Origin of the sequence: Saccharopolyspora sp. NPDC002686, assembly GCF_040295745.1 — a bacterium.
Classification (GTDB): domain Bacteria; phylum Actinomycetota; class Actinomycetes; order Mycobacteriales; family Pseudonocardiaceae; genus Saccharopolyspora; species Saccharopolyspora oryzae.
The window spans coordinates 1-12,308 of sequence record NZ_JBEOVY010000235.1 but is presented as its reverse complement, the minus strand read 5'-3'; the positions used below and the strand labels follow the sequence as shown (position 1 = coordinate 12,308).

The window sequence follows — 12,308 nt, the reverse complement described above, 5'->3', positions numbered from 1 at the left end:
TCGGACTTTTCCGGGGTGCACGCAGCGTGCGTTAACGTGGACTGCGCGCGATCTTTCCGGCGGTCTCGAAATGGGGGAGTGGTCCTGGTGCAGGCGCGAGCGGAGAGGTTCATGGACCGGCACGAAGTCCTGAGCCAAATGCGTGATCATCTGCGCAAATGCCGGGGCGACGGGCACATCTGCCGCATGCAGGTGCACGGCATGCCCGGGGTGGGGACATCGAGCCTGGTGCGGGAGTTCGCTGAACGGCAGCGGGATTTCTTCGACGGCCAGCCAATTTGGCTCTACGGCCAGCAGGTCGACGGGAACTCGGTGGCAGAGACGTTCCTGCTGCGGCAGGCATTGCTCAACCTGGGGGTTCCGGAGACAGAGCTGGCCGCCACCCGTGAAGGTCTCAAGGCGGCGTACCACCAACGGCTGAGCAAACTGCAAAAGCTGATCGTGGTCGATGGTCTGGTGCGGTCTGACCTGCTGAAAGACCTGGTTCCGGAAAACTCGCCGGAATCGGCGATCGTGGTGATCGCACACGAGCTGTCCCGTTCGCTGATCCCAGCTGGGTTCGAACGGTACTGGGTGAAGAAGCTGCCGGATGAGGAAGCGGTGGACCTGTTCCGCTATCACCTCCGCGAAACGGCTGCCGAAATCGACGACTCCGCGATCGAGGAGCTCGCGAGTCTTTGCCGGGGTATCCCACTGCTGATCGAGGTCGTGGCGGCTCAACTGGTCGGGCGCGCCGTGCTCGCCGGACCCCTGCTCAACAAGCTGAGAGAATCGAGTTCCGCTCTGCTGCGATTCGACGACGAGGCGCGCATTCCCTCGTTTCTCGAGGTGGCTTACAAAGAACTCCCCAAAGAGTTGCGATGCGTCTACCGGCGGTGTGCCCTGATCCCCGGTTCGTCCTTCTCCGCTGATGCCGCAGCCGTCGTGCTGGGTTCGAGTGCGGATGACGCCGCGATCGTGCTGCACGACCTGGTCGACCAAAACCTGCTGATCAGTGACGGGGAGCGCTTCGATTTCCACGATCTCGTCCGGATCGATGCGCAGGAGAAGGCAAATCGGGAGGACGGTGCTCAACTCTGCCGCGAGCTGAAAGCGGAGCTCGTGACGTGGTTCGTGGGCGAGGCCAACCCGCGAGACCGGGCGCTGTCCGACCGGTGGCGAGCCGGGCCGCTGTTCGACCAGGTTCCCGAGCCGAAGTTCGAAGTCACGCGCGAGGAGGCGTTGGACTGGTTTGCCGCGGAGCTGTCCAACCTGCTGGCTTGCGTGCGGGAAGCACCTGCTCTGGGGCGGGGCGAGGCAGCCGTCCAACTCGCGGTCCTGCTGTTCAAGTACCTGCACTACCACCACCACTACGACGTCTGGCTCGAAGTGCACGACATCGCGCTGGACGTCGCGACCGACCGGGCTGCCCGGATGCAGCTGCACCAGCAGCGCGGAGCCGGTCACCTCGCGGTCGGCGAACTCGACCGCGCGGAGGTGGACTTCGCCGAGTTCAGCCGCATCGCACACGAGATCGGTGACAAGCAAGGCCAGCAGAGCTCTTACGAGTGGATCGGCAAGCTCAAGGCCAAGCGAGGCGATCTGCGGGGCGCACTGCAGGACTACGCGCTTTCCTGGGAGGTGGTCGAGGAAGCCACCGCGGAGGAGATCAGTCCGGAGCAGCAGGAGCGGATGTTCGCGCTGATCAGCCTGCAACGAGCGAGGGCGTTCGGGAAGCTCGGCGACCGGGAGCGCGCGGAGCAGCACGTCAGCCGTGCCCTGGAGTACTTCGGCGAGGGGACGAAGGAACCCGATAACCGGGCGAAGTGCTTGCACACCAGGGGAAGGGTCCGCGCTGGGGTGGGAGCACGCGCGGACCTGTCAGCCGCTGCGGAACTGTTCCGGAGCGAAGGTGCCGTGAAGCTGCTGGCCGACGTTCTGGTCGACCTCGGCGATGCGGCCGCCGAGGACGGTGATGCGGCCGCAGTGGTCGAGTCGTACGAGGAAGCCTTGGTGCTGTACGAGAAGATCGGCGATACCAAGGTGGACGAGGTGAAGGCCAAGCTCGAGGAATCAGGTCACTGATCGCCCGTCGCGATCACGACGTCGAGTCGGCGCGCAGACACCCCCAGAGCGAATCGCGGCGGGATCGCCGACCAGTCCCGATCCTCTTCCGACCACAGGTGGACGGCTGCCGCTGCGGCCACGACGTCCAGTGCGGTCGCTGCCAGCCGCCTGCCGTCGCGGTTCTGCATCCAGCACTGCTCGCCGGTGGTGGCGACGGCGAGCTGACAAGCGGGGAACGCGGCCAGAGTCCGCGCGAGGGCATCGTCGACCTCATCGGTCAGGTCAACCTCGTGGATCACGACGGCGGCCGAATTGCGAACGTCGCGCTGCGGATGAGTGCTCCGCACCACCAGGAACCGGTCCGGAGAAACGGGTTTTCGCCCTCGGCGGAGGTTCACGTCGGCAGGCCACCGGGTCAGCTGCACGTCGGCCCCGCGCCACTCACCGCTGATCCACCAGGCGCGGACGATGTCTCGCTCCGGTGCCAGAGCTCGGGCTGGATATACCGGAACGGGCGCGGAGCCGGGCGGCTCCGGCAGCCGCATGATGCGGTAGCAGGATCGTCTGAGGTGCTGCGCGGATTCGTCTGGAACCGAACTGGTCAACTGCTCGACCTCGCGGAACTGATCAGCGCTGTGCTGCTGGACCGCTTCGTGGAGTTGGACCGCCAGACCGACGCGCATGTCCAAACGTGATGCGGCCGCACCGAATGCGGCCACCGCTGAACCGGCCGCGACCTCGGATTCGGGGAACGTGGCCAGCAGCGTGGGCTTTCCGAGCGCGGCCGAATACCCCGTCACGGCGCCGTGATCGCCGATCGTCACGTCGGCGGCGATGATGGCTTGCTGCCAACCTTCGGCGGGCGGGATCAGTCGAAGACCCGAGCGCAGCGCTTTGCCGAGCCAATAGCGCAACTGCCAAGGGCCGTGCGCGTACCAGGTGTTCGGGTGCATGATGGCGGCGACGATGTGGTCGTCCGGAAGTTCCGCCAACAATTCGGCGATCAGATCGGGATGCTGGCCGAGCAGCGAATTGTCGCCCCACGTGGACGAGACCGCGACTACTGTCGAGCTCTCATCGGCGCCCAGTGCCCGGCGGTACCTGAACCGTTCCGGGAGGCTCGCCCGCAAGCGGTCGAAGCAGGGATCACCCGCGACGACAGCTGCTGGCAGTGCTTGCGGAGTCGTCGCTGCGAGCCGGTCGAGCTGTTCGTGGTGGGAGAGCACGATGGCCTTCGGAACGACCGAACCACCTCGGACCAGCCACTCCGGCGACAAGCCGTAGACGGAGTGATTCTGTGATTCTGTGATTCTGTGATTCTGTGATTCTGTGATTCTGTGATTCTGTGATTCTGTGATTGGCGTATTTAGTATAGCCCATTCCGTGTGAAAGCGTGATCAGTGGCGCGTTCAATTCATGCAAATCGCCGCTGTTGTGCACGGAAATGGCCAGGTCGAACTTCGTGCTGACCGCCTGCGACCAGTCGATCCGGACCGCTCCGTGTTCGTGCAGGGTGTGCTCGACGTCGGAGTCGATGGCGGAGGCTCGCGGGAAGGTGAACACCACCTGCACGCGGTGGTCGGAGTCGAAGATCGGCAGGATGTCGGCGAGCCGGTTCCACGCGGTCAGGGTGTGGACGACCACGAGGACGGTCCGCAGCGGGTGCACTGTGGACCACCGCGGGCCGTCGGGGCCGACGGGCACCTTGACCCAGGGTGAAGCCGACACGCAATTTCTCCTGTGGGGGCGTTTCCGGTCCGATTCTACCGTTCGGATCCGGCCTGGCAGTGAGGCCGGTAGCGTGCCGAGGCATGGGGTCAACACCTGCCTACATCACCGCCTTGGTCGCGTTCCTCGGCCCGCTGGGAGCGCTCGCGGGTGTCTGGTTGACGGCTGCCCGGACCGACAGGCGATTCGTCCAGGAGCGCGACGACCGGAGATTCGAGAAGGCGAAAGAGCTGCAGCAGGAGAGGTTCGCCAAGTTCCTGGTACCCGCTCGCCAGCTGACCTCCTCGCTCGACTCCCCGGATTCGGTGCTGGAGTCCTTGCGGGAAGCGGCAGCGCACGTCGAACTCCACGAGCAGGACCTCGCCGACGGGCCGCTGCAGGAGGTCTTGACCGCGGCGGACCGGTTGTTGCTCGTGCGGCAGCGCAACGGTGCGGCGAGCCAGGTGGTGGTCGAAGCCGGCCTCGAGTACCGGAATGCGGTCGAGGCTGCGCGGAGTTCGATGAAGGAACTCCTGCGTGCGGCTTGATCAGGTCTGATCCGCCAACGCTGCGCGGAGGGTGGCTGTGGTGGCTTTCGGGTTGTCGACGTTCATGAGGTGGCCGGCGTCGGGGACCTCCCGGTATGTCGCGCTGGGGAGCGATTCGAGGAGGATGTCGGCCGCTTTGCGGGGGCAGAGCGCGTCGTCGGCCGCGCCGATCACCGTCACCGGGCACTTGATCGCCGCCAGGTCCGGGGTCAGCGGGTTCTCGCGGAGCCCGGCCATCGCCGTTGCCGCGTTGGCGTAGCCGGCGCCGTCGCCGATCGCCGCGGCGCGGAGCGCGACCTGCTCGTCCAGGTCCACTGTGGAATGGGAGATCATCGCCGCGGTGTCCTCGCGGAGCGACCGCAAGGCGGCGGCGGGGTCCGTGGCAGCTTCCTCGGCCCGCTGCCGGAAGAAGTCCGCTGCTGCTCGGCTCACCACCGACGACGTGCCCATGACGACCGCGCCGGTGACCAGGTCGGGGCGTTCCGCTGCGGCGGCGAGGACCACCGTGCCGCCCATCGAGAAGCCCACGCACACCGCTGGCCCGGAGATCTCGGACAGGAACGCCAGCAGGTCGTCGCGCAGTTGCGCCAGGGTGCCGTCGGCGGCGCCGAGGGTGCTCGCGCCGTGGCCGCGCACGTCGTAGGCGTAGGTGCGGCGGTCGGTGAACTCCTCCTGCTGGCGCTGCCAGCTGCGGTGGTCCTGGCCCAGGCCGTGCACGAACACCACGGCCGGTCCCGAGCCGCCTGCGCTGTAGTGCGTCTGGATGCCGTTCAGCGCGGCCGTCGCGGTCTGCAAGCTCGATCAACTCCCCGGTGCCGGTTGCTGTGATCGATTCTGCGTTCCGCGACGGCCCCGGTCCAGCGCTCGGCCGGTTGTCGCCGCGTTCGGGGCTGCTGATCAGCGGTGGTCGCGCAGGAACGCCAGGACGATCTCGGCGATCTCGCCGGGGTTTTCGAAGACCATGCCGTGGCTGGCGTCGACCTCCTGGACCTCCAGGGCGGGCTGGTCGGCGACGAGCAGGGCGAGGTCGCGCCGAAGGCCGTCCTGCAACGCCTGCACGAGGTCGGTGAACTCTGGCGGGAATCCGGCCGCTCGCGTGGCCAGGACGAGCAGGAACGGGCTGCTGAGCTTGCCGAACACCGGCAGCGCGTCGAGGAACTCCGGGGCTCGGCGCAGCGATTCGAGCAGTTCCCGCCCTGGCCGCACCTGCGTCCGGCCGTCGTGGACCTGCCAGCCGCGACGGGTCAGCTCGATCCAGTGCTCGACGTCGAGCCCGGCCTGCGCCGCGAAGGCGCGTTGCTGCTCCAACACGGCGTTGGCCTGTTCGGTGCTCATCGATTGCCCCGCTGCCGCGGTCTGCGCTTCGAAGACCTCGCGCAAGCGGTCGAGCTGGGCGTGCAGCCGTTCGCTCGGCAGGCCCGCGTAGTTCTCCGGGTGGGTGAGCGCCGCGCGGTGGCCGTCGAGGCTGATCGCGGCCGGGCAGTCGGGGTGCCGGAGCGCCCACAGCGCGGCGACCACGCCGCCCAGCGAGTGCCCGACGACGGACGGGCGGGACAGCTCGAAGTGCGCGCGAGCGTCCCGGAAGGCCGCCGACGCCGCCTTGGCCGCGCCGGCCAGCACCGCGTGCGCCGCGGTGGGGATCTCCGGATCCGGTACCGACCACCTGATCACTCCGCACCTCCCGGCAAGACCGCGCGGACCTGGGGCCAGGGGTTTCCCGGCGCGATGAGCGCCAGGTCCGCGCGCAGGCCCGGTTCGAGGCGGCCGCGGTCGGTCAGCCCCGCGACCTCGGCCGGACCCGAGGTCACCAGGCCGATCGCTGCGGGCAGGCCGAGGTCGTCGACCAGCCGGAACACCGCGCCCAGCAGGCCCGACGGCAGGTAGTCCGAGGCCAGTGCTGTGACCAGACCGCGGGAAGCGAGTTCGCGGGCCGAGACGTTCCCGGCGTGCGAGTGTCCACGTAGGACGTTCGGGGCCCCGGCGACGACCGGCAAGCCGTGCTCGCGCGCTGCGACGGCCGCCGCCTCGGTGGTCGGGAACTCCGCCACCGCCCCGCCCCTGGTGCACAGGGCGCTGATCTCCGCGGCCGACTCCGGGTCGTGGCCGAGCAGCCGGATCCGCCCGGCGCGGGCGAGTCCGCCCAGCCAGGCCAGGTTCTCCTCGCGCACGTCCAGCAGCTCGCCGCGGTCGGCGATCATGTCGGTGACGTGCTGCTCGGCCTCGTCCGGTGTCATGCCGTCGGCGCCGACCAAGTAGCGCTCCAGCTGCCTGCGGTCGACGTACTGCCCGATGCCCGGCGTGTGGTCCTCGTGCGAGACCAGCACCGGCGTTTCCGCCGAATCGAGTTGCGCGGCAAGCGCTTTCGCGCCTTCTTCGGATCGCACGTCGAGGCGGTGCAGCACCCGGTGGTCCACCGGCCCGGCTCCCCTGGCGCGCACGGTCTCGCACAGCTCGGCCGCGCTCCCGACCGTCCGCTCCATCCCCCGCGACGTCTTGTGCTGGAACGCCGCGCCGTGGAACACCGTCGTGACCGCAGCCGCGCGCAGCTTGCCCTCCAACGACAGCAACGCGAAGTCCCAGGGCAGCACGGCGGACGGCCGAGGCGCGCGTTCGCGCTCCAGAGCATCGCTGTGCACGTCGATCAGCCCAGGAATGCAGAGCAATCCGCCGCCGTCGACGTCGCACGACGCGCCCGCCGGGTGGTCCTCGACCGCCTCGATCCGCCCGTTGCGCACGACCACCCGACTGTCGTCGGTGACCCGATCTGGCAGCACGGCCCGCACGTGCCCGAGCACGTAGTCCTGCGGTGTCGTGGCCAGCGGCCAGCTCTGGATCTGAACTGCACTGCTCATGCCGGAACCACCTTCCTCGTGAGTGCGAAGCCGTGCTGGAGCACTGCTATGCACTCACGACCCCGTGCACTCACGCCGCGAGCACCTCCTCTGCCGTTCCGGAGCGGACGATCCGGCCGTCGGCCATTTCAACCACGCGGGTCGCCAGGCGGCGGATCGCGTCGAGGTCGTGGAACACGGCCAGCACGGCCACCCCTTGATCGGTCAGCGACGCGATCAGCTCGAGCGCTCGTTCGCGGTTCTCCGGGTCCAGCGCCGAAACCGGCTCGTCCAGCAGCAACAACCGGGGCGGCCGGACAGTCCCGGCGGCGAGGTTGACCCGCTGCCGCTCCCCGCCCGACAGGACACCGCAGTCCACGTCCCACAGCGCCTCGTCCAGAGCCAGGCGGCGCAGCGACTCCGCAGCCGCGTCCCGCGCCTCGGCCCGGTCCAGCCCGCGGCGGCGGGCCGCCGTCGCGACCACCTCCAGCGGCCCGGTGCGCGGCGGCGCGGAGAGGAACTGCGAGACGTAGCCGAGCTGCCGACCCCGCAGGCGGGCCAGGGTGCGGTCCGGCAGGCCGACGAGGTCGACCGGCCCGTCGTCGGTGTGCAGCACCACCGAACCGGCGTCCGGCAGGTAGCTGCGCTGGGTGCAGCGCAGCAGGCTGGACTTGCCCGCTCCGCTCGGTCCGGCGATCGCCACGTGCTCTCCCGCGCGCACGTCGAGGTCGACGCCGCGCAGCGAGACCACCGTGCGGCCGTCGATGGTGTGCAGGGTGAAGGTCTTGCGCAGATCTCGGACGGTCAGCACTGGATCCACTGTGGACTCACCTCCGGGCGGCCGCGACGAGCCGCTGGGTGTAGGGGTGGTGCGGGTCGGCGAACAGCTGGTCGGTGAGGCCCCGCTCGACGACCCTGCCGAGCTGCATCACCAGGCTCCGATCGGTCAGCGCCTCGATCACCGCGAAGTCGTGGCTGACCACCACCGCCGCGATGTCGCGTTCGTCGAGCAGCCCGCGCAGCAGGTCCAGGACCCCGGCGGCCACCGAGGCGTCCAGGCCGGTGGTCGGTTCGTCGAGCAGCAGCACCGGCGGTTCGGTGGCCAGGGCCTTGGCGATCTGCACGCGCTGGCGCATGCCGCCGGAGAAGGTGGCGACGGGGTCGTCCATCCGGGACAGCGGCACTTCCACCCGGTCGAGCAGCTCAGCGGCCCGCTTGCGGATCGCGCGGTAGCCGCGCCAGCCCGCGGCGGTCAGCCGCTCGGCGACGTTGCCGCCCGCGGTGACGCGCAGGTCCAGGCCGGCGGCCGGGTCCTGGTAGACCACGGCCATGGTGTCCACCCGCAGCTTCCGCCGCTCCGCGGGGTCCATCCGCAGGAGATCCGTCGCCCCGCCGTCGACCCCGGCCAGGTGGACGCTGCCGCTGGTCGCGGGCTCGTCGCCGATGACGCAGCGCAGCGCGGTCGACTTGCCCGACCCCGACTCGCCGATGATGCCGAGCGCCTCGCCCGGCGCGACGTCGAAGGAGACGTCCCAGGCCGCGACCACCGCGCCGGTGCTCGGGCTGATCGCGGTGCCGTGCTCCGGCCCGGTCCCGGCCACGGCATTCGCGCCGCCCGGGCCGTAGACGCGACCGATGCCCTCGACCTTCAGCGTCCACTCTGGACCATCGACCGGGCGGGGCGGCTCGACGACCTCCACCGGGCGCCGGTCCACCTCCGGCAGCAGCTCGGCGGGCAGCCGGTGCCCCGCCACATCGGCGTCGCCGGCCTCGACGCGGGAGCACCAGTCCGAGTCGCTGCACACGTACTCGCCCTCGCCGCCGTCGACCAGGAAGCTCGTGGTGGAGCCGCAGTACTTGCAGCTCGCACCTGGCACCTGCTCGACCTCGAACGGGATGTCGTCGAAGGTCAGCGGCACGACGTCGGTGTGCGGCGGGATCGCGTAGATCCGCTTCTCCCGGCCCGCGCCGTAGAGGTTGAGGTGCTCGCACTGGTGCAGCTTGGGCACGTCCCAGCGCGGGACCGGGCTGGTGGCCAGCACGTACCTGCCGTCCACCAGGACCGGGTAGCCGGTGGACTTGGTGATCACGCCGTTGCGGACCACGTCCTCGTACAAGCTCACCCACATCGCCGAGTAGTCGTTCTCGGCGTGCATCCGGGCGCACTCCACGACGGACTTCTGCACGCCGCGCAGCGGTTCCGGCACCGGCACCTGGTAGACCAGCACGTGCTGCCGGGTCAGCCTCTCCTCCGGAACCCGGTGCCGGGTCTGGATGACCGTCGCCTCGCGGGTGTCCGTGCTGGCCGAGCAGCCGGTGGTCGAGGAGATCATCCGGCGCAGGTTGACGGCGTTGACCCCGCCGTCGTCGCCCTGGTCGATCACCTTCACCACGTCCGGCTCGCCTATGACGGCCAGCGTCACCTGCAGCCCGCCGGAACCCCAGCCGCGGGCCACCGGCATCTCCCGGGAGCCGAACGGCACCTGGTAGCCGGGCACGCACACCGCCACCAGCGCGGCCCGGCGGATCTCGCGCTTGGCGCCTTCGTCGAGGATCCCGGCGGTGTTCTCGTCGTCCGCCAGCAGATCCCGCACCGCGGTGCTCATCGGCACTCCTCCCCGAACGGCTCCGGCACGCGCGGCTCGGTCGAGCCGCGCGCTTCGCGCCGGGCGAGCTTGCGGTCCACCATGGACCGGAACGTCACGTAGTGCGGCAGCTTGAGGTGCTCCAGGAAGCCGCCGGAGTCCAGCCCGTCGGTGGTGAGCAGCAGCAGCTGCTCCAGCGGGCTGTCCTCGTCGGCGCGGCGCCAGGCGATGTCCAGGTTCGCCATCGCGATCGCCTTGCGCTCGTTGTGCCCGAAGCAGAGCCCGTACCCGACGTCGAAGCGGGTGCGGTCCTCCTCCGCGCCGTCGAGGTCCTCGATGCCTTCCACCTCGGTCACCCGGATCTCCCCGATCTCCACCGGGTTCCCGGTGTGCGGGTGGGCGATCCGCAGCGGGACGCGGCCGTGCCGGGTGTCGCCGAGGGTGATCTCGTGGACGTCGCCGTCCGGGCCGAGGATCGAGCGGTACCACAGCCCGACCAGCGCGCCGGTTTCGGCGCGGGCCATGCTCGACAGCACGGCCGACCGCGGGGCCGGCGGGCGGGCGGCGCGGCGGGTGATGTCGAACGGTTCCGGGTCCTCGGCGCGTTCGCCGTGCTCGACGACCAGGTCCAGGTCGCGCAGCAACTGGTAGAAGCGGCGCGGGTGCCGCTGCTCGGACGTCCGGTCGGCGCGCTCGTCCACAGTGGATTGTTCGGGTTCCGGGCGGTTCTCCGGTCGTTCCAGCAGACGACCCGTGTAGTCGGTGGTGCGGCCGAGCAGCTGCGGCCCGTCCGGGGTGCGGTTGGCCGGGACGATGCGGCGCAGCACCACCATCTCGTCGGTGTCGACGGGCTCGGTGACCGCCAGCCGCGGCAACGTCGAGCGGTGCGCCCGGACCAGGTGCGCCGCTTCCAGCACATCGCCCTCCGCCTGGCGGAACGCGTGCGCGGCGGTCGGCGCGTGGTAGAGCCCGGCCTCGCCCATGATCCGGTCGACGGCCAGCCGGAAGCGCAGGACGATCTGCTCGGTGCTGGCCCACTCCGCCGGGGCGTGGTCGCGCGAGCGGCGCACCAGTCTTTCGGCGGCGAGGATGGCTTCCATCCCACCGCGCACTCCGGAATATCCCATCAGGCACCTTCCTCGACTCGGGTGGAACGCGGCAGCCCGACGACCTCGCCGCCCGGCCCCACCAGCAGCAGGTCGAACCCGGCGGGGAAGGCGATCAGGGCGCGCCGCTGCGCGGCGAAGTCCGCGGGCAACCCGGACACCCGCAGCTCGCGGCGCCCCGGCACCCCGGGCCCGGACAGCCGCAGCAGCGGCCCGTCCTCGAACCCCCGCACTGCCAGAGCGATCAGCGCAGCCTCCTCCGGCGCACCGGCGCTCCCGACGCGGAATCCCGCCAGGTCGTCGACCGGATCGAGCAGCGCAACCAGGCGTGCCTCGGCGCGCTCGACGATCGGCGCGGAGGTCCGGGTGCGCACGAGATCGGCCCAACCGTCGACGTGCACCGGAGTCTCGAGATCAGCCAGCGCCAACACCGGCAACAACGCCGCCGGGACTCGGGGTTCCGCAATTTCAATGGAATTTCGAGGTCCGATTTCCATTGAATTTGCGGGGAACCGGAGCACCTCGCCCGGTCGGGAGAGGGCGTCCAGCACCGTTCGGAACACCTGTTGCGCCTGCTGGGGCGCCAAGGACGCGGTCATCACAGTTCCTCGAATTCGACGATCGTCGGGGCCAGCTCGGCCCACTCGGCGTGCTCGGCCGCGCGCTGCCTCTCCGCGACCCGCGCGCAGAGCTCGTCGACCTCGGCCTCGGCCCGTCCGGCCTCCACCGCGGCGTCCAAGATCGCTGCGGCCAGTGCGGCGGCCCGGTCGTCGCCGAGCCGCATCGACCAGCCCCGCGATCCGTCCAGCTCCACCTCGGCGCGGCAGGCGAGCACGTCGCCGAGCAGGAACCGGTCCCGCACGACGGGCTCCCGCACCTGCACCGACACGCAACCGACCTCCGGTGCCACCAGCACCGTCGGCGCCGGGCCGGCGGCCAGGCAGGCATCGGCCAGCTCGATCAGCTCGTCCGGTTCGGCAACCGCGAGCAACGCGGTCCGCTGTTCCCTGTTCACTCGTCCTCCGGTTGATACGGCCCGTCCATCTCGACGACGATCCGGGCGGAATCCGGGCGCGACCACGAGCGGCTGCACAGCACCGGCCGACCGCTGCCCGCGTCCCGGCTGACGCTCTCCACCAGCCACACCGGCCGGCCGGACTCGATCTCCAGCCCGGCCACCACGTCCGGTCCGGGCAGCGCGTAGCTGACCCGGCACCAGGAGCGGACCGGCTGCACGCGGCTCATCTGGCGCAGGATCGCGTCGACCGACTCGACCCGGTGCACGGCGATGTCGAGGTCGGCCAGCACGTCGGCCGGGATCCACTCGTTGGACCAGCCGTGCAGCAGGTCGTCCACGTGGTACTGGCGGATCAGCAGGCTGGCGTCGCTGCCGACCGGCCGCTCCAGCCGTTCCACCTCCTCGGCGGGCACCTGGGGCAGGACGACCTGCCGGTGGACATCGCGCGGCGCATGCTCGGCGAGCAC

General features: G+C 70.2%; 12 protein-coding genes. 2 read left to right on the top strand and 10 right to left on the bottom strand.

What is annotated here, in order from left to right:
• Positions 1 to 111: 111 nt before the first annotated feature.
• Positions 112 to 2,064 (top strand): NB-ARC domain-containing protein, encoded by a 1,953-nt coding sequence (locus ABTZ89_RS26450; protein ID WP_351049502.1) that lies wholly within the window; start codon positions 112 to 114, stop codon positions 2,062 to 2,064.
• Here ABTZ89_RS26450 and ABTZ89_RS26445 read toward each other — a convergent pair.
• Positions 2,058 to 3,323, bottom strand: coding sequence for a hypothetical protein (locus ABTZ89_RS26445; RefSeq protein WP_351049499.1), 1,266 nt, complete (start codon positions 3,321 to 3,323; stop codon positions 2,058 to 2,060). The genes ABTZ89_RS26450 and ABTZ89_RS26445 overlap by 7 nt on opposite strands.
• Positions 3,324 to 3,857: 534 nt before the next feature.
• Between ABTZ89_RS26445 and ABTZ89_RS26440 the strand changes: the two genes are divergently transcribed.
• Positions 3,858 to 4,301, top strand: a complete 444-nt coding sequence (locus ABTZ89_RS26440; RefSeq protein ID WP_351049496.1) for a hypothetical protein — start codon at positions 3,858 to 3,860, stop codon at positions 4,299 to 4,301.
• On the opposite strand, the gene ABTZ89_RS26435 is transcribed toward ABTZ89_RS26440, so the two are convergent.
• From ABTZ89_RS26435 to ABTZ89_RS26395, 9 genes are all read right to left on the bottom strand, one after another.
• Positions 4,302 to 5,096, bottom strand: coding sequence for an alpha/beta fold hydrolase (locus tag ABTZ89_RS26435; RefSeq protein ID WP_351049494.1), 795 nt, complete (start codon positions 5,094 to 5,096; stop codon positions 4,302 to 4,304). It abuts the gene before it with no gap.
• A gap of 102 nt (positions 5,097 to 5,198) precedes the next feature.
• Positions 5,199 to 5,972 (bottom strand): alpha/beta fold hydrolase, encoded by a 774-nt coding sequence (locus ABTZ89_RS26430; protein WP_351049491.1) that lies wholly within the window; start codon positions 5,970 to 5,972, stop codon positions 5,199 to 5,201.
• Entirely contained in the window at positions 5,969 to 7,153 is a 1,185-nt protein-coding gene (locus ABTZ89_RS26425; RefSeq protein ID WP_351049488.1) for an alpha-D-ribose 1-methylphosphonate 5-triphosphate diphosphatase, read from the bottom strand. Before ABTZ89_RS26425 ends, ABTZ89_RS26430 begins: the two co-directional genes overlap by 4 nt.
• 70 nt (positions 7,154 to 7,223) lie before the next feature.
• Entirely contained in the window at positions 7,224 to 7,952 is a 729-nt protein-coding gene (locus ABTZ89_RS26420; protein ID WP_270949552.1) for an ATP-binding cassette domain-containing protein, read from the bottom strand.
• Between the two features lie 7 nt (positions 7,953 to 7,959).
• On the bottom strand, positions 7,960 to 9,738 hold the full coding sequence (locus ABTZ89_RS26415) for an alpha-D-ribose 1-methylphosphonate 5-phosphate C-P-lyase PhnJ (RefSeq protein WP_351049485.1): 1,779 nt from the start codon (positions 9,736 to 9,738) through the stop codon (positions 7,960 to 7,962).
• Entirely contained in the window at positions 9,735 to 10,844 is a 1,110-nt protein-coding gene (locus ABTZ89_RS26410; protein WP_351049482.1) for a carbon-phosphorus lyase complex subunit PhnI, read from the bottom strand. The genes ABTZ89_RS26415 and ABTZ89_RS26410 overlap by 4 nt, the downstream gene beginning before the upstream one ends.
• Complete coding sequence (gene phnH / locus ABTZ89_RS26405; RefSeq protein ID WP_270949555.1) at positions 10,844 to 11,422, bottom strand: phosphonate C-P lyase system protein PhnH; 579 nt, start codon at positions 11,420 to 11,422, stop codon at positions 10,844 to 10,846. The genes ABTZ89_RS26410 and phnH overlap by 1 nt, the downstream gene beginning before the upstream one ends.
• Positions 11,422 to 11,838: a phosphonate C-P lyase system protein PhnG gene (locus ABTZ89_RS26400; protein ID WP_351049479.1), complete on the bottom strand. Its 417-nt coding sequence runs from the start codon at positions 11,836 to 11,838 to the stop codon at positions 11,422 to 11,424. The genes phnH and ABTZ89_RS26400 overlap by 1 nt, the downstream gene beginning before the upstream one ends.
• On the bottom strand, positions 11,835 to 12,308 hold a 474-nt coding region (locus ABTZ89_RS26395), incomplete at its 5' end, for a UTRA domain-containing protein (RefSeq protein ID WP_351049476.1). The genes ABTZ89_RS26395 and ABTZ89_RS26400, both read right to left, overlap by 4 nt.